The sequence below is a fragment of the Paenibacillus phoenicis genome, from assembly GCF_034718895.1.
GTDB classification, from domain to species: Bacteria; Bacillota; Bacilli; order Paenibacillales; family Paenibacillaceae; genus Fontibacillus; species Fontibacillus phoenicis.
The window spans coordinates 1687711-1705963 of the sequence record NZ_JAYERP010000001.1; the positions used below are offsets into that span (position 1 = coordinate 1687711).

Annotated in this window: 22 protein-coding genes and 1 riboswitch; of the genes, 3 read left to right on the top strand and 19 right to left on the bottom strand. The window is 53.3% G+C overall.

Annotated features, from left to right (window positions below):
- Positions 1-6 precede the first annotated feature (6 nt).
- The 10 genes from U9M73_RS07975 to ribD all read right to left on the bottom strand — a co-directional run bounded on the left by U9M73_RS07975 (position 7) and on the right by ribD (position 8640).
- On the bottom strand, positions 7-636 hold the full coding sequence (locus U9M73_RS07975; RefSeq protein WP_260071260.1) for a nucleoside recognition domain-containing protein: 630 nt from the start codon (positions 634-636) through the stop codon (positions 7-9).
- A 45-nt stretch (positions 637-681) separates the two neighbouring features.
- A complete protein-coding gene (locus tag U9M73_RS07980) occupies positions 682-1881 on the bottom strand; it encodes a D-alanyl-D-alanine carboxypeptidase family protein (protein WP_323076753.1) in 1200 nt (399 codons plus the stop codon).
- A 139-nt stretch (positions 1882-2020) separates the two neighbouring features.
- On the bottom strand, positions 2021-2512 hold the full coding sequence (gene ytfJ, locus U9M73_RS07985) for a GerW family sporulation protein (protein WP_323076755.1): 492 nt from the start codon (positions 2510-2512) through the stop codon (positions 2021-2023).
- The gene (locus U9M73_RS07990) at positions 2485-3168 is read right to left on the bottom strand and encodes a DUF2953 domain-containing protein (protein WP_323076757.1); all 684 of its coding nucleotides are present in this window, start codon (positions 3166-3168) and stop codon (positions 2485-2487) included. The genes ytfJ and U9M73_RS07990 overlap by 28 nt, the downstream gene beginning before the upstream one ends.
- Positions 3169-3371: 203 nt before the next feature.
- Complete coding sequence (scpB, locus tag U9M73_RS07995) at positions 3372-4037, bottom strand: SMC-Scp complex subunit ScpB (protein ID WP_323076758.1); 666 nt, start codon at positions 4035-4037, stop codon at positions 3372-3374.
- Positions 4006-4803: a segregation and condensation protein A gene (locus tag U9M73_RS08000; RefSeq protein WP_323076760.1), complete on the bottom strand. Its 798-nt coding sequence runs from the start codon at positions 4801-4803 to the stop codon at positions 4006-4008. The genes scpB and U9M73_RS08000 overlap by 32 nt, the downstream gene beginning before the upstream one ends.
- A 118-nt stretch (positions 4804-4921) precedes the next feature.
- On the bottom strand, positions 4922-5389 hold the full coding sequence (gene ribH, locus U9M73_RS08005; RefSeq protein WP_323076762.1) for a 6,7-dimethyl-8-ribityllumazine synthase: 468 nt from the start codon (positions 5387-5389) through the stop codon (positions 4922-4924).
- Positions 5390-5455: 66 nt separating this feature from the next.
- The gene (locus U9M73_RS08010) at positions 5456-6697 is read right to left on the bottom strand and encodes a bifunctional 3,4-dihydroxy-2-butanone-4-phosphate synthase/GTP cyclohydrolase II (RefSeq protein WP_323076764.1); all 1242 of its coding nucleotides are present in this window, start codon (positions 6695-6697) and stop codon (positions 5456-5458) included.
- A 147-nt stretch (positions 6698-6844) separates the two neighbouring features.
- Entirely contained in the window at positions 6845-7519 is a 675-nt protein-coding gene (ribE, locus tag U9M73_RS08015; protein ID WP_260071264.1) for a riboflavin synthase, read from the bottom strand.
- Positions 7519-8640, bottom strand: a complete 1122-nt coding sequence (gene ribD, locus U9M73_RS08020) for a bifunctional diaminohydroxyphosphoribosylaminopyrimidine deaminase/5-amino-6-(5-phosphoribosylamino)uracil reductase RibD (protein WP_323076767.1) — start codon at positions 8638-8640, stop codon at positions 7519-7521. The genes ribE and ribD overlap by 1 nt, the downstream gene beginning before the upstream one ends.
- A 292-nt stretch (positions 8641-8932) precedes the next feature.
- Positions 8933-9095: riboswitch (FMN riboswitch) on the bottom strand.
- 188 nt (positions 9096-9283) lie between these two features.
- Between ribD and tlp the strand changes: the two genes are divergently transcribed.
- Positions 9284-9511: a small acid-soluble spore protein Tlp gene (gene tlp / locus U9M73_RS08025; protein WP_009225832.1), complete on the top strand. Its 228-nt coding sequence runs from the start codon at positions 9284-9286 to the stop codon at positions 9509-9511.
- A gap of 67 nt (positions 9512-9578) precedes the next feature.
- Here the strand turns inward: tlp and U9M73_RS08030 are convergent, their stop codons facing one another.
- The 6 genes from U9M73_RS08030 to deoD all read right to left on the bottom strand — a co-directional run bounded on the left by U9M73_RS08030 (position 9579) and on the right by deoD (position 15185).
- The gene (locus U9M73_RS08030) at positions 9579-10016 is read right to left on the bottom strand and encodes a peptidylprolyl isomerase (protein WP_009225831.1); all 438 of its coding nucleotides are present in this window, start codon (positions 10014-10016) and stop codon (positions 9579-9581) included.
- A gap of 142 nt (positions 10017-10158) precedes the next feature.
- Positions 10159-11487: a diaminopimelate decarboxylase gene (gene lysA / locus U9M73_RS08035; protein ID WP_323076769.1), complete on the bottom strand. Its 1329-nt coding sequence runs from the start codon at positions 11485-11487 to the stop codon at positions 10159-10161.
- Positions 11488-11599: 112 nt separating this feature from the next.
- Positions 11600-13246 (bottom strand): spore germination protein, encoded by a 1647-nt coding sequence (locus U9M73_RS08040; RefSeq protein ID WP_323076770.1) that lies wholly within the window; start codon positions 13244-13246, stop codon positions 11600-11602.
- 25 nt (positions 13247-13271) lie between these two features.
- Complete coding sequence (locus U9M73_RS08045; protein WP_260071267.1) at positions 13272-13694, bottom strand: stage V sporulation protein AB; 423 nt, start codon at positions 13692-13694, stop codon at positions 13272-13274.
- The gene (locus tag U9M73_RS08050) at positions 13694-14335 is read right to left on the bottom strand and encodes a stage V sporulation protein AA (RefSeq protein WP_260071268.1); all 642 of its coding nucleotides are present in this window, start codon (positions 14333-14335) and stop codon (positions 13694-13696) included. Before U9M73_RS08050 ends, U9M73_RS08045 begins: the two co-directional genes overlap by 1 nt.
- A 142-nt stretch (positions 14336-14477) precedes the next feature.
- Positions 14478-15185 (bottom strand): purine-nucleoside phosphorylase, encoded by a 708-nt coding sequence (gene deoD, locus U9M73_RS08055; protein WP_260071269.1) that lies wholly within the window; start codon positions 15183-15185, stop codon positions 14478-14480.
- 239 nt (positions 15186-15424) lie between these two features.
- Here deoD and chrB point away from each other — a divergent pair, with 239 nt between their 5' ends.
- Both chrB and chrA read left to right on the top strand, forming a co-directional pair.
- The gene (chrB, locus tag U9M73_RS08060; protein ID WP_009225825.1) at positions 15425-16027 is read left to right on the top strand and encodes a chromate efflux transporter ChrB; all 603 of its coding nucleotides are present in this window, start codon (positions 15425-15427) and stop codon (positions 16025-16027) included.
- A complete protein-coding gene (chrA, locus tag U9M73_RS08065) occupies positions 16024-16566 on the top strand; it encodes a chromate efflux transporter ChrA (RefSeq protein ID WP_323076772.1) in 543 nt (180 codons plus the stop codon). The genes chrB and chrA overlap by 4 nt, the downstream gene beginning before the upstream one ends.
- Before the next feature lie 78 nt (positions 16567-16644).
- Here chrA and sigF read toward each other — a convergent pair whose 3' ends face one another.
- From sigF to spoIIAA, 3 genes are read right to left on the bottom strand one after another with little or no spacing between them, the layout of a single operon-like run.
- The gene (gene sigF / locus U9M73_RS08070; protein ID WP_016311742.1) at positions 16645-17400 is read right to left on the bottom strand and encodes an RNA polymerase sporulation sigma factor SigF; all 756 of its coding nucleotides are present in this window, start codon (positions 17398-17400) and stop codon (positions 16645-16647) included.
- A gap of 11 nt (positions 17401-17411) precedes the next feature.
- Entirely contained in the window at positions 17412-17840 is a 429-nt protein-coding gene (gene spoIIAB, locus U9M73_RS08075) for an anti-sigma F factor (protein WP_260071275.1), read from the bottom strand.
- 29 nt (positions 17841-17869) lie between these two features.
- A complete protein-coding gene (spoIIAA, locus tag U9M73_RS08080; protein WP_260071271.1) occupies positions 17870-18223 on the bottom strand; it encodes an anti-sigma F factor antagonist in 354 nt (117 codons plus the stop codon).
- Between the last annotated feature and the right edge of the window lie 30 nt (positions 18224-18253).

Here is an 18253-nt window from a genome sequence, read left to right on the forward strand (position 1 = left end):
AGTGCCTCACCCTTTCAGCGAGATATCGGGTGGCGCCGAGACCTGCGGCGGAGTACGATAAGTGTTCCGTCTGCGATACCAGCGATCGGCAACGATGGCCGCCCCTGTGGCGATGGCCGTCGCAAGCAGCGTCGACCCCACAATTTCTGCCGGATTCGCAGAATGGAAGTTGATGCGGATCGCGATCAGCGTGGTTGGAATCAGCGTAATGCTGGCGGTGTTCAGTGCCAGCAGGGTACACATGGCCGGAGACGCCGTCTGTTTGTCCGGATTCAGCTCTTGCAGTGCCTGCATGGCGCGGATCCCCATCGGCGTAGCTGCATTCCCAAGCCCAAGCAAATTCGCGCTCATATTCGATAAAATATACCCCATGGCCGGATGGTTCTTCGGCACGTCGGGGAACAAATAAGCAACAATCGGCCCGAGCAGCTTGGAGATCGTCTTCACCAAGCCCGAATCTTCCGCCAGCCGCATGATCCCAAGCCAAAACACCAATACGCTGATCAAACCAAAGCATACGGTTACGCCGGTCGCGGCTCCGTCAAACGCCGCTTGCGTCACCGTGCCGATATCCCCTTTGATGGCTGCAAAGAGAAACCCGATCAAAATGAGCGCAAGCCATATTTTGTTGACCATTCTTCCTTCCCCTCCTTGGCCCAGTCCTGCCTATCTCCCTTAATCTCAAACGTCAAACAGCAAGGTTTGCAACACCTTCTTTAACGCCCCGGACCAATCGGAAGGTAATTGAATTACCTTATGGTCCGAGGCAAAACCAAAGGCTCCGCCGACATTCGGCTCGCTTCCCCTCTCCATGAGGGACGGGTTGTAGCTGACCTTATCGTAAACCGGCACCGTGCCGATTTCTTCTCCCTTTAATCGAACGCTGATTCTTCCGCGATAACCAAACGAGCCTGTGCGCGCCTCTACTAGCTTCAGCCTTCTCTCAATCTGACCGACTTCCTCCGGTGCCAACGCATATTTGAATTCCGCCCCGGTAACCAGGCTGTTTTCAATCTCTTGCCCTTTGCCGATCAACGTCGTCAGCGGAAAGTTAGCAAAACCGTAGTCCAACAGCTTGCGGTGATCATTCCAATCATCCCCGTCGTTTAATGTAACAACGGCGATTTGTTGTCCTTTTCGGGTCGCGGAGCTCACCAAACAGCGTCTGGCCGTCTTGGTATAGCCGGTTTTGACGCCGTCCGCCCCATCATAGAAGCGCAGCATCTTGTTCTTGTTCAGCCATTTATAATCCCACGGATCATTGGGATTTGGCGCGGTTTTGCTGGGCGTTCGGACGATCTCCTTAAAATGCGGATTTTTCAAAGCATAGCTTGTCAGCTTGGCCAAATCGTTGGCTGAAGAATAGTGCCCTTCGGCATCTAAACCATGCGGATTTTGAAAATGGGTATGCGTCAGTCCGAGCAGCTTGGCCTTTTCATTCATTAAATAAACGAAGCCTTCTTCCGAGCCGCCCACATGTTCAGCAATCGCTGTCGCGGCATCGTTGCCCGAACGGAGCATCAGCCCGTAGAGCATATTTTCCAGACTCATCTCTTCCCCTAAATGGAGATATAGGGATGAGCCTTCCTTCCCGTACGCGTTCTTCCCAACCGTGACCGTATCCGACAGCTTGCCGTGCTCGATAGCCACGATGGCGGTCATGATCTTGGTCAAGCTGGCGATCGGCAGCTCGTCATCTCCTTGCAAGCTGTACAGCAGGCGGCCCGAAGTCACGTCAATGACCGCAGCGGCCTGAGCATGGATCGATGGCGCAGCGGGAGCAGCTTGTACGGCCTGCGGATTCACCCAAGCGAGCAGCAGAACCGCGGCCAATAAGCGGCAAAGTGTGCGAAATCTGCGGTCATGTGAGTCTTTCTTCATAAGTTGATTCCTCCGGTAACAGGTACTGTAGCGGGTACTTGTTTACTTATATGCAATTTTCCAAGAGAGTATGTCCCACCTGAAATCAAGAAAAAGACCCCTCCCGGCAGCCCGGAAAGGATCAACGGTCAAAAAGCGGTTATGCAAAAGGATTGATGCCGGCTTGGACGGCCGATTCCTGCATCTGAGCGGCTTGTGCTGTTGCCATCGAGGCATTCGCAGATGCATGTTGGTTCGGGAACATGGACTGGATTCTGTCGATGACGCCAGGCAACGTATCGATGATTTTTTCGACAAGATGCGTTTGGTTATCCAGCGGTACAATGTGTACCCCCGGCTTCCCAACGACGAGGAACGCAATCGGATTAATCGATACCCCGCCGCCGCTACCGCCGCCAAACGGACGGGCTTTGCCGTGCTCGGACGAGCCTGTGGCCGATTTATTGTGTTCGTCATCGACAATAAAATCGCTCCCCCCGGCAGCAAAACCGAAGCCCACGCGGCTGATCGGCAAAATCACGCTGCCGTCCGGCGTTTCGACCGGCTCACCCACGATCGTGTTGACATCAACCATTTCCTTGATGTTTTCCATGGCGGTTTGCATTAGTCCTTGAATAGGATGGTCAGCCATTTTTTAACTCCTCCCTTCACTTTTAGCACGCGAACTATAAGTACCAGTCCAGCATAGATAGCATAACCGCAGCGAATTTGCGCTATGCAGCGGAATTCCGTGGAAAATAACGGCTTGCTGCCGAATACAGGAACCACAAATAATTTAGGTCTTTGCTTCAAAGTAATATAGCGGGTAAGCCAGCCGACAAGCGTCGCTTTAACTCCCCATATTGCCCCCGTTAATGTAGCGGTATGGGCCGCATCCTCTAATGCGATGTTCGTTGACCATTCCAGCTTGCGGAAGGAAACGCGGCGAAGTGTGGATTGAAGCCAGACCCGCAGCCCGCTGGTCGCCTGAAGCAACCGTTCGAACTGATCCATCCCAAGCTCGACCTTGTCCTTGTTCACCTCATGGTTGACGCTGGTGGATTCCTTTTGCAGCACGTTCTCTGGCTGATTTTTCTCGATCTGCACACCGTCACGCCAATTTTTGATCCGGATCGTAGGTACCTGGTAACGTAAGCGAACAAAGCCATAGAGCATCGTGACTTCCAACAACACCGTGTCATCCCGATTTTTCTTGCGCAGGGTCATATTGAACGTAATGGTAGACAGCAAAATCAAGGCAGCTATTAGCAGCAGCAGGATCAGGATGCCTCCGAGCCAAATCCACACGGGAAAGCCCTCCATACCTATCAGATAAAATACTCCATCGTAGTATGGCTATCCCAAAAGAAAATCATTCGATACGTTTCACGATTTAAGCAAAGTGTTCGATAACAAACTTAATGCGTTTTGGGGCCGAATAACAAACGATCCCGGCTCAATTTGAGCGGGATCGTCGGTTCGTTCTGCCTGCGGTTTCTTTGCGGATGTCCTCATAAATTCCCTGGTTCCGGATCATCGGGATATTCCTCCGGTGACTCCTCCTGCGCAACGAAATCCTGATTCACATCATCAAACGTCAGCTGTTGTTCCTCTAAGCGTTGGAACAGGAGTTGCGTTTCCTCCTCCAGCTCCTCGGCACTTTCGAAATCGGCCAAATCCGGCAAATCCTTTAAGCTGGCCAGTCCAAAATAGTCCAGAAACGCCTTGGTTGTCCCATAAAGAATCGGACGCCCGATCGCTTCAGCGCGGCCAACCTCCTCGATCAAATCCTTGTTCACCAGGGAATGAATCGCCCGCTCGGATTTGACCCCGCGGATTTCCTCAATTTCCACCCGGGTAATCGGTTGTCGATAGGCGATAATCGATAACGTTTCAAGCGCAGCCTGGGATAAGGTCGAACGCGAAGGCGAATAAGCCAGACGTTCGAAATAAGGGGCGTGCTCCGGAAGCGTCGCCAGCTGGTAGTTGCCGGCGATCTGCACGATTTGCAGTCCTCTGCCGGCTCGCTCGAAGGACGATTTCATATCCAGCAGGGCATCGGACACCACCTCTTGCCGCTGCTCCGTCACTTCGGCCAGCTGTTTGAGGCTTAAGCCTTCCTCGCCTGCCAAGAAGAGCAACCCCTCAATAATCGATTTCAATTCCTGAAAATTCATCGATACTTCCTTCCCCTCTCCACTCCATAACAATATCGTCGAATAGCCGGTTCTGATAACAGACGATTTGCTTCATCTTCATCAGTTCCAACACGGCCAAAAACGTAACGACGATTTCGTGCCGACTCATTTCCACATGCAGCAGCTTGGAAAAGAGCAACCTTCCGCCTTTACCCACATGCTCGAACGCGGCCACGACTTCCTTGAGCCGGTCCTTAACGGAAATTTCGTCGCGGTGAATCCGCGCCACCGTGTTGCGCTTGGCCGCCCGGCGCATCGCCTTCTGGAAGACGGCAATCAAATCGGCAGCATGCAACCCCTTTACCGGGTTCTCCTGCACAACCGGCATATACGGCGTCAAATCCTCCGGTTCTTTAGAGAAAATCAAGCTGCGTTCCCATTCGCGTTCATGCAAATGCGCAGCGATCCCTTTATATTTACGGTATTCGATCAGCTTGCGGATGAGCTCGTCCCGAGGATCCTCTTCCTCCTCAAACAAGTAATCGAAATCATCGTCCATTTCGATGACGGGTGGTTTCGGCAGCAGCTGCTTACTCTTGATCGACAGCAGCGTCGCAGCCATGACCAGAAACTCGCTGGTGACCTCCAGCTCAAGCTCCTGCATGTCTTGCAAATATTCGAGGTACTGATCGGTAATCTCACTAATGGAGATTTGATGGATATCAATCTCGGCTTTATCGATCAGATGCAATAGCAAATCCAGCGGCCCCTCGAAGGTTTCCAGCTTATACGTTACTGTCGTCAATGAACATCCTCCACCCGTATGCAAACATGTATGTACATAAGTTTACCTTAAAAATGGTTTGTTGCAAAAGAAAAATGTAGTACCCCTACGGCTCAGGGGTACTACATTAAGATAAGCATTATTGCAGCTGTTTCGTCAAGTTCGCCATTTCGATCGCTGCCAACGCCGCATCCCAGCCTTTGTTTCCAGCTTTCGTTCCGGCACGTTCGATCGCTTGCTCGATATTTTCGGTCGTTACGACGCCAAAGATCGTAGGTACGCCGGTTTTGAGGCCAACGGCGGCAACGCCTTTGGAAACCTCGTTGCAGACATAATCATAATGGGTGGTGGAACCGCGGATGACCGTACCCAGCGTGATGACTGCATCGTATTTGCCGCTCTCCGCCAGCTTCTGTGCCGCAAACGGGATTTCAAATGCACCGGGCACCCATGCGACGTAAATTTCTTCCTCTTTGGCTCCATGCCGTTTCAATGCATCCAAGGCGCCGGAAAGCAGCTTACTTGTAATAAATTCATTAAAGCGGCTGACCACGATCGCATATTTTAACCCTTCCGATACTAAATGCCCTTCAAATACGTTTGCCATGATTCATCAAACCTTTCTATTAGTGGAGTTAGATCATTGCTAAAGGGAAACTTCACTTCGCCGTATTTAGACGCGTGAGGAGGATTCATCCTGCTCCACATCGTCAAATTTGAGCAAATGCCCTAATTTCGCTTGCTTGGTATGCAAATACTTTGTGTTATCCTCGTTCTCTTTCATTTGAATCGGCACCCGTTCAACAACCTCCAGGCCATAGCCCTCCAGGCCTTTGATTTTCCGTGGATTGTTGGTCATCAAGCGAATTTTGCGGACACCCAGATCCTTGAGGATCTGCGCTCCAATTCCGTAATCACGCAGGTCTGCCGGAAATCCAAGCTTCAGGTTGGCATCCACCGTATCAAAGCCTTGCTCCTGCAGCTTGTAGGCCTTCAGCTTGTTAACCAAGCCAATGCCGCGGCCCTCCTGGCGCATATACAGCAGCACGCCTTTGCCAGCTTCCTCAATCTGGCGCAGTGCGGCTTCGAACTGCGGTCCGCAGTCGCAGCGGTGAGAGTGGAACACATCCCCGGTCAAGCACTCGGAGTGCACCCGCACCAGCACCGGCTCATCGCCGTTGATCTCACCTTTGACGAGCGCAACGTGTTCTTTATTATCCACGTCGTTCGTATAAGCGACGGCGCGGAATTCGCCGTAATCGGTTGGCATGCGCACTTCCACTTCGCGATTAACCAGCTTCTCCTTCTCATTGCGGTAATGGATCAGGTCCTTGACGCTGATCAGTTTAAGATCATAGGTTTTGGCGATCTCCACCAAATCCGGCAGCCGGGCCATCGTCCCATCTTCCTTGATGACCTCGCAGATGACGCCGGCTGGATAGGCACCGCACATCCGGGCCAGGTCTACTGCTGCTTCCGTATGGCCGGCGCGGCGCAGCACGCCGCCTTTCTTGGCGATCAGCGGGAACATATGGCCTGGGCGGCGGAAGTCCGATGGCTTGGCGTTGGGATCCATGATCGCCTTCACCGTCAACGAACGCTCATATGCCGAGATTCCCGTCGTTGTATCTTTATGGTCAATGGAGACGGTAAAGGCCGTCCCATGATTATCCGTATTTTGCGCCACCATCGGCTGCAAATCCAACTCCTCTGCCCGTTCCGCCGTAATCGGCAGGCAGACCAGACCGCGGCCTTGGGTGATCATGAAGTTGATCACTTCGGGCGTTGCCTTTTCAGCCAGTGCCACGAAATCTCCTTCATTCTCCCGGTCTTCGTCGTCGACGACGATAATGACCTTCCCCCGCATCAGTTCGTAAATCGCTTCTTCGACCCGGTCTAATACAATGTCACTCATCACTTTCCCCTCCTTAAAGTAAATGTTGATCGTCTGATGTAACAGAACTCTGAGACGTTATTCCTCAACACATTGGGCGATTTGCACTGCTAACGGAACTAGGAGGTCTTATTTAGCGCAGAGCTCTCCGTTCCGTTAAAATCAAATTTAAACGAACCCGTTCGCAGCCAGAAACGGGAGGTTGATTCCCGATTCGCCGCCGCTCGCTTCTTCCGTATCCTGACCGCCTCTGCCGTACTTGAGGAGATGATCCACGTATTTTCCAAGCACATCGCATTCCAGATTCACCGTATCTCCCGCCCGCTTGAAGGCGAGCACCGTCTCGGCTAACGTATGCGGGATGATGGATACCGTAAACGTCCCGCCTTCCGCTTCGACCACCGTTAAGCTGATCCCGTCTACAGCGATGGAGCCTTTAGGAATAATGTATTTGAATAAGGAAGGCTTACTTGGACGAATTTCAAACACGACCGCATTCTGATCCTGGCTCGTTCCGACAATGGTGCCGACTCCGTCGACATGTCCCTGTACGATATGTCCGCCGAACCGTCCATTCGCCGCCATGGCCCGCTCCAGATTCACACGGCTGCCTGGTTTCAAATCCTTTAGATTCGTGTTGCGGAACGTCTGCGGCATCACGTCTACCGTAAAGGAGGAAGCGTCAAACGAGGTGGCTGTCAAGCAGACTCCGTTCACCGAAATGCTGTCACCTAGCTTGATGCCTTCCGTCACAACCTTCGCCGAAATGTTCAGAATCATCGCTTCCCCTTTGCGGCTGATCGATTTCATCGTGCCGATTTCTTCCACAAGTCCTGTAAACATTAGTGATCTCCCTCCTTCACCTGCGCCCAGACCGGTACTCCCCGGATGCACACATTATCCCCGATTTGTTCGACTTCCATGTCGCGCAAGGTCACCGCATCCCGCATTAGATCATACCCGACAAAGCTAAAGCTCGAGGGCGCTTCAGCTCCTCCGATCAGCTTGGGAGCAAGGAAAAGCACGATCTCATCCACCAGCTGCTGCTCCAATAGCGAACCGTTTAGACGTCCGCCTCCTTCTACGAGTACAGAAGAAATCCCTCGCTGTCCGAGTTGAACGAGCGCGTTCCGTAGATCAACCTGCGGACCGCTGCCGCAGCGGAGAACTTCCGCCCCAAGGTGGATGAGGCGTGCTGCCTTGTCTGGATCAGCCTGTTCCGTCGTCACAATCCATGTGGGAGCTTGCCCATCCCGAAGGACTTGTGCCGTCTCTGGAATGCGGAGCGTCGAATCCGCGATGATGCGAATGGGCGACAATCCCGGAACGGATAACCGGGTAGTCAGCTGCGGATCATCCGCGAGGATCGTCGAGGCGCCTACCATAATGGCCTGATGGCGATGCCGCATCGTATGGACGATTTCTCTTGCTCCCTCGTTGGAGATCCACTTGCTGTCCCCCGTCCGGCTCGCCAGCTTCCCATCCAGCGTGCTGGCGGATTTGATCGTCACATACGGCATGCCGGTCGTGATGAACTTAATAAAGCGACGATTCAGCTTCAAAGCCCGTTCACGCAGCACACCAACTTCCACCTCAATCCCGGCGGCGCGAAGCAGCTCAATGCCTTTGCCGGCGACCAGCGGATTTGGATCTTCGCAGGCAACTACGACGCGCTGCACCTTCTCGTGAATCAAGCGCTCTGCGCAAGGCGGCGTTAACCCGTGATGGCTGCAGGGCTCCAAGGTGACATAAACGGTGCTGCCTTCTGCCTGGGAACCGGCCATGTTCAGGGCATGCACCTCGGCATGCGGAGTTCCCCGCTTCAAGTGCGTACCCAGCCCAACCAATGCCCCGTCCTTCACGACAACGGCACCAACGACCGGATTGGTCCCGGTTTGTCCCTGCGCGCGCTCCGCCATGTCCAGCGCTAGAGCCATGTAATATTCGTCGTCAATCACCTTCATCCGCGGTCCTCCTTACACCAATCCGTGAAGCGAAGAATACAAAAACAACCCTGCCGCAATCCGGCAGGGTTGAAATGAGAGTGGTTTTACGCATATCAAAAAGAGCACCTTCGTCTCCTCCCTGTCGCCACGACACAATCTGAGATCGTACAAGACGACAAATGGACCAAAACGAAAGCTTGGCAACGTCAAGACTCTTCACCATCGTATATATGTGAAAAATAGAACTTGATCGTTTGAAGCTCTTTAGGTATGAACACCTTCGCAAATAAAATAACGTACGTGCTCTCGCGTTTTCCTTCTCCCATCCAGACTATACTGTCGGTCCCGGAATCTCACCGGCTCAGCCGCATGCTTACGTAAGCGCTGCGGGTCACGGACTTGTGCTTCATCGAACGAGCGTCCAATGAGCCATCACCGTCGGTAGGGAATTTCACCCTGCCCCGAAGGATTGCCAAATATTAAATTTGCATGACTGCAAGACGAATGTTAGCACTAATTTTGCAAAAAATCAAGCACACCTGTCACAACGCCAGCGAACCTCCACCTAGCGGGTACTTGCAGATGTGCATAAAAACCGGCCTAAAGAGCTAACCTTAAGAACGATATCGTATGACAAATTCAATTCTCAGGAGGAATGAACGTGGCAAAACCGGATAATCGCTCCGACAATGTGGAAAAGCTGCAACGGAGCATCCAAAACACGATTAAGAATTTCCGTGAAGGACAAGATTACCTCAGCGAACATGCTGACGAAATCTCCCCTCAGGAGAAGAAGCAAATCGAGGAGAAGAACGAGAAACGACTGCACGCTATCGAAGGCTTACGCGAAGAGATCAAAGACGAAGCCGCTCACCAAAGAAAATCTTAATTCAATGAAAAGGGGCTCCGCGCCAAGACTAACTTGGATTTGCGGGGCCCTCTTACTTACTGGCTGATTAAGCTTCGTCCCAAACGGTAACTTCCTTCATTTTATCCCCAGGACGAATTTGGTCCACGTATTCCATACCCGAAATCACTTTACCGAAAACGGTATGCACTCCGTTCAAATGCGGCTGCGGCTCATAGACGATAAAGAACTGGCTGCCGCCGGTATCCTTGCCGGCATGGGCCATCGACAATACCCCGCGCTCATGCTTGGTCACGTTGGTATCTGTTTCGCATTTGATGGTGTAACCTGGGCCGCCTGTACCGTTGCCGATCGGGCAACCTCCTTGCGCGACGAACCCTGGAATCACGCGATGAAACGTAAGTCCGTTATAAAATCCGGAGTTGGCCAGCTTCTCAAAGTTCGCGACCGTTCCAGGAGCTTCCTCGGGCAGGAACTGAATTTCGACTTCTCCGCCTTTTTCCAAAACGATTTTACCTTTTTTCATATCAATGTACACACCCTTCTATATGAACGTCTGGGACAAACCTCTTACAGTTTACTAGAAAATCCGCGTACAAGCAAAACAAGGCCAAACAGGGAACGAATACACGCTCCCTCTCAGGCCTTGTTGCTTCAATCGCTCCTGCCTATTTCAGCGATGGCTGCTTCGCGATCCGTTCTGGAATCACGTCACATGCGACCAGATCCTGCAACGACTCGCGCTTCACGACAAGATCGCTGCGGCCGTCTTGCACGAACACGACCGCCGGACGACGGATCCGGTTGTAGTTGCTGGCCATCGCGTAGTTGTACGCACCGGTGCAGGATACGGCGAGCAGATCGCCGCTGTTCACCTTCGGCAGCTCTACGTCCCAAATCAACATATCGCCGCTTTCGCAGCATTTACCGGCAATCGACACGATCTCTTCATTGGCATCGTTGGCGCGGTTGGCCAGCATCGCCTCATATTTCGACCCGTACAGCGCCGGACGTGGGTTGTCCGTCATTCCGCCATCAACGGCCACGTATTTACGTACGCCAGGGATATCCTTGCTTGTACCTACCGTATACAGCGTCGTGCCAGCATCACCTACGATGCTCCGGCCCGGTTCAACCCAGATTTCCGGAAGCTGCGGATAATCAGCGAACTCCCGTTTCACTGCATCCGTAATCGCTCCAACATAATCGGACACCTTCAGCGGTGTGTCGCCTTCCGTATAACGAATGCCAAAGCCGCCGCCCAGGTTAACCACCTTGAAGATCACACCAAGCTGATCCTTCACCTGCATAGCAAAAGCCGCGACGCGCTCAACCGCCAACTGGAACCCTTCCACTTCAAAAATTTGCGAGCCGATATGCGAATGCACGCCAAGCAAATGCAGATTCAGGCTGCGGTTGGCCAAATCAACGGCTTCCAACGCCGAACCGTTGCCGATATCAAACCCGAACTTCGAGTCCGTCTGACCGGTTGAAATATATTCATGCGTATGGGCTTCCACCCCTGGTGTTACGCGCAGCAGGACATTGACCGTAACGCCTTTCTCGGCGGCAAGCGCCTGCAGCATGTGCAGCTCCGTAAAGTTGTCCGCTACGAAACAGCCAATCCCGGCGGAAATCGCCATTTCCAATTCATCTGGCGTCTTGTTGTTGCCATGAAAATGGATTCGCTGCGCAGGAAATCCCGCTTGAAGGGCCGTATACAATTCACCTTCGGAGACAACATCCAGGGACAAGCCCTCCTCCTCGGCCAGCCGGCACATCGCCATGACGCAGAATGCTTTGCTGGCATAGGCGACCTGGAAAGACAGCCCCGATGCCCGGAAAGCATCCATATATTCACGGCATCTTTGCCGCACAAGGGCTTCATCTACGATATACAGCGGCGTTCCGTAGGTTTGCTTCAGCTCGACCGTATCGCAGCCGCCGATTTCGAGATGGCCTTTTGCATTAATTTTGCTGGTACCGTGTAAATACATCTATGCAGTCCTCCACTTTCACAATTTTACACCAGTATAGCAAACAACCGGGAAACTGAAAAATGGATTTTTCGGAATATCATTTGTGTTATTTGTTAAACAAGCCTAAGCCTCACTTTTTGCCCGGCATTCGCGTGTTGTCGCGCGGTTTGTTGGAGGACGGTCTCTGCTTGGATGTCATGACCGGAACGCGGAATAATACCCCGGCCATCGCCTTTGCATTAAAAGGTATGAACGGCCACAAGTAAGACGAATTATTCGAGCGGCGCAGGGTCAGCAAAACGATAAATGTGGTGATCCCGACAATCAGCCCGCCGGCGCCGAAAATCGCCACGGCCACAAGCAAAGCGAGCCGCACGACGCGATTGGCCAGTCCCAACTCATAGCTCGGCGTTGCAAACATCCCGACGGCCGCTACCGCCATATAAAGGACAACCTCGTTGACGAACAGCCCCGTCTGGACGGCGATATCACCGATCAGGATCGCAGCGATCAAGCCCATCGCTGATGCCAGCGGCGTCGGCGTGTGCACAGCCGCCATCCGCATCAGATCGACGCCGAACTCGACTAACAGGAATTGGGCGATGAGAGGGATTTTGCCCTGCTCCTGAGGCCCGATAAAGGCAAGCCCCGCCGGCTTGAACTCCGGATGAACGACGATCAGCAGCCAAATCGGCAGCAGGAAGAGCGAGGCGAAAATCCCAAAGAAGCGGACCCAACGCAGGTAAGTCCCCATGAATGGGGTCTGCCGGTTCTCCTCCGCATGCTGGCATAGATCAAAAAAGGTCGTCGGCAATATCATCACGCTGGGCGATGTATCCACAAACACGACAACCCGTCCTTCGAGCAAATGCGAAGCAACGACGTCCGGACGTTCCGAGTAGCGTACCAACGGATACGGATTCCATCCTCGGTGAATGATCGCTTCCTCCAACTGCTTATCCGCCAGAGGTATCCCGTCGATGTTAACGGCTTTGATTTTCTCACGGATCGAATCGACTTGGGTCTTATCCACGATATCATCGATGTAGGCGATACAGACATCGGTGCGGGTCCGACGGCCAACGCTGACCATCTCCAGCTTCAGTCCTGGGTCACGAAGCCGGCGGCGGACCAAGGTAATGTTGGTCACCAAGGTCTCCGTGAATCCGTCCCGCGAACCGCGGACGACGCGCTCGAGCGAAGGTTCCTCTGGGCTGCGCGTCGGGTACAACCGGGTATCCATGATCAGCGCGGTTTGCTCGCCTTCGATAAACAGCGTGCTCATGCCGGTTAACGTTTTATTGATGGCGTCGCTCAGCTTCTCCGTTTTTTCCACCTGAATATGAGGAATATAGAGCTCGAAGAAGGATCGAAGCGCTCCGGTCGTTAAATTTTCCGGCGTCAAATACGTCAGCCGTTTAATGATCTCCTGCATGACGTCGGTTCTCGCAAACCCATTGATGAAGAGCAGGCAGGTGCGTTTGCCGCCGAAGGTCATGTCGCGGAACACAACGTCAAAGCTCTCTCCCGCTCCGATGACTTCCTTCAGCGTATGTTTCGTTGTCGTCAGACTGCGGCTGATCGCATCGCTTTGCTGCCAATAGATGACCGACTCCTCAACGTTATCGGACCGCTCCGCTTCGCGTTTCCGTCTGATCGCTTCCTCTTCCGGATAATTCTCCTGCAGAAAATTTTCTTCTTCCTCAGGCACGAAGTCCGGGATCGCCTGCGGCTGATCCATTCCGCCCTGCATCGTTTCCTGCGTATCCTGCTCCATCCACATCTACCTCCGTTTCTTCAAATCACGGTCTGTAAATAAACCACTCAAACAGGGAGCCCGCCATTTTGCCAAACACCATCGCGAGCAAGAAGCCAAACAGATATCGCTGCATATGCAGCCTCTTGGCTAATATGGGAAGTACGTTCAGCACCTCGGTCAAAGCCGCCGCCAGCATCCCCACGAATACGCCGTTAAACAAACCGACGATGCCGGTAATCAGCCATGGCCCGGCCACCTTCCAGTTCCAGAAGTCCGCTACCGTGCCAATCACCGCTCCGGCGATCATCGCCCCTTCATACCAATGCACCTTATCGTAGGAATTTGTCACCTGGGCCAGGCGCGGAATCATGTCGAGCACGATAAATAAGGCGATCACGCCTCCGCCAATAGCAATGCCGCCGGCCAGGCCAAGGAAGATCGCCAACCCCGCAGCAACAGGTGACATCAGCTTCGCTTCGCCGCTGAATCGGCGCGGTGCATTTTTTTGTACTCTTCAGCAACGACGTATTGGTTCAGGTTCTCCTGGTAGAGGAACATTTCAACTTCGAGCGGGGTGGGTTCCTCGTTCCATTTTTTCTTAAACAAATGATTAAAGAATACGATCATCCCAAAACCGATACCTACGGAATAGGCCCCTTGAAATAGATAAGGATGCTCGTCCTTCTCCCCCGTGATCATCTCCACGATCCGGACCTGAACCTCGGGCATGCTGACGTCGGCGTGAAAGTTCATGATGGTCAAGGCCGCTCCAAAGAAGAGCAGCAGCCATACTAAGGCAAACAGCAGCAGAGACGGCTTCTTCTCGGCTCTGACCATTTCCACGAGTACATGGGGCTCGCCAAGCAGCTCAATCCGCAGCCCGGGAAACTTCGTTTGGATCGCGGAAATGACCTGCAGCGTATCAATCACGATCAGATTCCCGTCACGTTGCTCCGGCCGGACCAACTCCAGCTCCAGCAGCTTGCCCTCCAGCTCCGGCTCTGCCAGCACTCGGGCTACGTCCCGCAGCCGGATCGGCACCCCGGCGGGAAGTCCGACCTGCTTGCGCAGACGCAAATAGACGATGGACGCGGACTCATTCTCCATGCTGACCACCCTTCCACTAGCGTATTGCCCATAGTATGCCAAGCGAGGGGGGGCTTTACTCTTACTCTTGCACGCAAAAAAAAGCATGGGACGATGCTTACGCATCCGCTCCCATGCTTGATTCGATTGAGCTCTTCTGGGATTACAGCGATGCTGCCGTATCCAGAGCCACTTCCATCATTTGCTTAAACGTCGTTTGCCGTTCCTCCGCCGACGTCTCCTCGCCAGTCAGCAGATGGTCGCTGACGGTCAGAATCGTCAACGCCTTCACGCCGTATTTGGCGGCCAGGGTATAGAGGGCGGTGGTTTCCATTTCGACTCCCAGCACGCCGTATTTCATCAGCAGCTGGGTCACACTCGTATCGTCGCGATAGAACATGTCCGAGCTGAAAATGTTGCCGACATGCAGCTTCAGCCCTTTTTCCACGCCGCGCTCATAAGCCGCCTTCAGCAACTCAAAGTTAGCGATCGGCGCAAAATCGTACCCGCTGAAGACATGGCGGTTCATGCTGGAATCGGTACAGGAAGCTTGAGCCAAAATAACGTCTCGTACGTGCACATGCGGCTGCATGCCGCCGCAAGTCCCCACACGGATCAGATTTTGGACACCGTACTCCTTCAACAGCTCATTCACATAGATCGAAATCGACGGGATGCCCATACCGGTACCCTGTACCGAAATCCGTTTCCCTTGATACGTTCCGGTAAAGCCAAGCATGCCGCGCACTTCGTTATAACAGATGACGTCGCTCAAATACGTCTCGGCGATAAATTTAGCCCGGAGCGGATCTCCAGGCAGCAGGATCGTTTCGGCGATTTCTCCCGGTTTCGCTGCGATATGTACACTCATGTTCTGGTATCTCCCTTGCTTCCAATTTTGGTATTGATATCAACGCTCTTTATTATATAGGATGCGACAACCATCGTACATGGATGCAATCACCGCAGAACCGTATTGATGCATTGATGCACCTGCCTCACGATGCACATTTTTTCGCCGCTTCCCTCTCCTTCCCCCTATAATAGGGTTGACTGGTTATTCTAGGATTGGGCGAAGTCGGGTAACTTAAGAACAAAGGAGGGAACCGCTTGAAACCTCATCTTAAAGATTATTTGGACCTGGGCGTATCCATGGTTAGAACCGGCGTGTTAGGTTACGGTGGCGGACCTTCCGTCATCCCCTTGATCCGGCACGATGCCGTCAAGCGTTATCAGTGGCTTGGCGATGAAGAGTTTGGCGAAATTCTCGCCATCGCCAACGCCTTGCCCGGCCCCATCGCAACGAAGATGGCCGCCTACCTGGGCTATAAGCGTAGAGGGGTTCTGGGAGCGTTCTATGCTGTGATCATGCACATCTTCCCCAGTGTCCTGGCGATGCTCCTGCTGCTCTCAGCTGTGAATCTTCTAGCTGGGTCTCGCGTCGTGAAAGGGATGATCGCGGCTGTCTCGCCTGTGATCGCCGTTATGCTCGGAGTCATGGCTTATGAATTTGCGAAAAAAGGAATCAAAGGGCTCGGCGTCATCTCCGGTATCCTGTTCATGCTCCTGGCCCTATTGCTGCTGGTGGTCTTGCAAGTTCATCCAGCGCTCGTGATTGTGCTGTTCCTTGGCTACGGTGCCGTACATTACCGAGCGATGGCGCGCTTCCGCAGCAAGCGTAAGCGACCGGACGGGGAAGGAGATGGCCCATGATCGATTGGCTGAACTTGCTGCTTGGCTTCCTGATCGCCAATTTGCTGGGCTATGGCGGAGGCCCCTCCTCCATTCCGTTAATGTACCAGGAGATCGTGCCCCACTATCATTGGCTGTCGGATGCGGAATTTTCCAATATGCTTGCCCTCGGCAACGCCTTACCAGGCCCCATCGCCACCAAAATCGCCGCCTACGTAGGCTTTGAGGTCGGCGGTTGGATCGGCCTTGGACTTGCGCTGCTGGGCACCGTGCTGCCCTCGGCGGCCGGCCTTATCCTGCTGCTCCGCCTGCTCGCCAAATACCGCCAGTCTAGCGTCGTCAAAGGGATGACCTTGCTGGTGCAGCCGGTGATCGCCATCATGATGGTCACCCTTACCTGGCGGATGGCCAAAGAGCCCTTAGACGATATCGGCATCTGGCAGACGCTGGCGATCGCTGCTATCGCGTTCTGGGCGATGGAGCGCCGCAAAATTCATCCTGCTCTTGTCATCGTGGCCGCGTTCATTTATGGCGGATTGGTGCTCCAGCATTACGTGTAAGCGCGACCTGCATAAATGCAAAAGCCCCTCGGTTCAGCGTGCCGTTTAAGGCAAATGCTGCCCGAAGGGCTTGCCAATTCATTGCGCGATCTGGTCGCGAATGCTCTGCAATATTTTTTTCTCGAGCCTGGACACCTGAACCTGGGATATCCCAAGCCGGGTCGCCACCTCCGATTGGGTCTGGTCGCGATAGTACCTTAGGTACACGATTAGACGCTCCCGGTCGGTTAAGCCGTCGATCGCTTCATGCAGCGCCAGCTTATCAAACCAGCGCTCCTGGGTCTCATCAGCGATTTGATCCATCAGCGTAATCGGATCGCCGTCATTTTCAAATACGGTTTCGTGAATGGATGCCGGCGGTTTGTTCGCCTCCTGGGCAAACACGACATCCTCGGGAGTAACTCCCAGCTCATCGGCAACTTCCTTCACGGTTGGAAGCCGGCCTAGCAGCTTGGACAGTTCATCCTTCTTCTTGCGAACCTTGTTCGCCATTTCCTTCAACGAACGGCTGACCTTCAGCGTCCCGTCATCGCGCAGGAAACGCTGAATTTCCCCGATGATCATCGGCACCGCATACGTAGAAAACTTCACATCATAGCTGAGATCAAACTTGTCCACCGACTTCAGCAGGCCGATACAGCCGATTTGAAACAAATCCTCGGGTTCGTATCCCCGATTCATAAACCGCTGCACGACGGACCAGACAAGTCGAATGTTGCAGTTCACCAGCCGGTCTCTGGCAGCGTTGTCCCCGGATTGACTCAGGGCGATCAACCGTTTCACTTCCGTGTCGTCCAAAAACTCTCTCGAGATTTGCTTCACTTCGGCATCCATAGCTTCAACCCCTAATTGTATAAAGCTTTCTTGGATACAATCCTCTTCTTCATCCGAATGCGCGTGCCCCCGCCAATCTCGCTGGTCACATCGAATTCATCCATGAAATTTTCCATGATCGTAAAGCCCATCCCCGAGCGCTCCAGTTCCGGCTTCGACGTATAAAGCGGCTGCTTCGCCAATTCCACATCCTCGATACCGCGGCCTTGATCCTCGATAATCAAAGTCACCGTATCGCCCTCAATAGAGGCGGAAATGGTGACGATCCCTTCCGGGTTCCCGTCATATCCGTGGATGATGGCGTTGGTGACCGCTTCCGAAACCACCGTCTTCAAGTCGGTGATCTCATCCATCGTGGGATCCAGCTGGGATACGAAGGCGGCGACGGTCACCCGGGCAAACGATTCGTTTTCGGACTTCGCGGCAAACTGAAGTTTCATGAAATTCCCGGCTTGATTCGCGTTGGTATTCACAGGGCCACCTCCAGTTCCGTCAGCGCCATATCCTCGTTTTCGAAGATGGACATAATCTTAAACAATCCCGACATTTCCAGCAGTCGATATACCGGCGGGTTGACGTCGCACACGACCATCTTCCCGCCCTTTTGCTTGATCAGCTTATATCTTCCGAGGATGACGCCGATGCCGGAGCTATCCATAAACTGCAGCTCTTTGAGGCTTAACACCAGATTGCGGCAGTTTCCGCGGGCAATTTCTTCATCCATCCGCATGCGGACGTTGTCCGCCGTATGATGATCCAATTCCCCGCTCAAGCGTACAATTAATGTCTCGCGGTGTCTTACCATTTCCACATGCAAATTCACGCCTGTTCACTCTCCTCCCTAGACATGAAC

Coding starts and splice junctions, on each gene's coding strand:
- U9M73_RS08045 (WP_260071267.1), bottom strand. CDS start 13,694: ATGTCACCTGTTGCTGCGGGGTTGGCGATCTTCCTTGGCCTGGCCGGC.
- ribD (WP_323076767.1), bottom strand. CDS start 8,640: ATGAAGGTGATTGACGACGAATATTACATGGCTCTAGCGCTGGACATG.
- U9M73_RS08010 (WP_323076764.1), bottom strand. CDS start 6,697: ATGAGTGACATTGTATTAGACCGGGTCGAAGAAGCGATTTACGAACTG.
- sigF (WP_016311742.1), bottom strand. CDS start 17,400: ATGGATGCCGAAGTGAAGCAAATCTCGAGAGAGTTTTTGGACGACACG.
- U9M73_RS07980 (WP_323076753.1), bottom strand. CDS start 1,881: ATGAAGAAAGACTCACATGACCGCAGATTTCGCACACTTTGCCGCTTA.
- deoD (WP_260071269.1), bottom strand. CDS start 15,185: ATGAGTGTACATATCGCAGCGAAACCGGGAGAAATCGCCGAAACGATC.
- ytfJ (WP_323076755.1), bottom strand. CDS start 2,512: ATGGCTGACCATCCTATTCAAGGACTAATGCAAACCGCCATGGAAAAC.
- spoIIAB (WP_260071275.1), bottom strand. CDS start 17,840: ATGAAACTTCAGTTTGCCGCGAAGTCCGAAAACGAATCGTTTGCCCGG.
- U9M73_RS07975 (WP_260071260.1), bottom strand. CDS start 636: ATGGTCAACAAAATATGGCTTGCGCTCATTTTGATCGGGTTTCTCTTT.
- ribE (WP_260071264.1), bottom strand. CDS start 7,519: ATGTTTACAGGACTTGTGGAAGAAATCGGCACGATGAAATCGATCAGC.
- chrA (WP_323076772.1), top strand. CDS start 16,024: ATGATCGATTGGCTGAACTTGCTGCTTGGCTTCCTGATCGCCAATTTG.
- lysA (WP_323076769.1), bottom strand. CDS start 11,487: ATGTATTTACACGGTACCAGCAAAATTAATGCAAAAGGCCATCTCGAA.
- U9M73_RS08050 (WP_260071268.1), bottom strand. CDS start 14,335: ATGGAGAATGAGTCCGCGTCCATCGTCTATTTGCGTCTGCGCAAGCAG.
- U9M73_RS08030 (WP_009225831.1), bottom strand. CDS start 10,016: ATGAAAAAAGGTAAAATCGTTTTGGAAAAAGGCGGAGAAGTCGAAATT.
- scpB (WP_323076758.1), bottom strand. CDS start 4,037: ATGAATTTTCAGGAATTGAAATCGATTATTGAGGGGTTGCTCTTCTTG.
- U9M73_RS08040 (WP_323076770.1), bottom strand. CDS start 13,246: ATGGAGCAGGATACGCAGGAAACGATGCAGGGCGGAATGGATCAGCCG.
- ribH (WP_323076762.1), bottom strand. CDS start 5,389: ATGGCAAACGTATTTGAAGGGCATTTAGTATCGGAAGGGTTAAAATAT.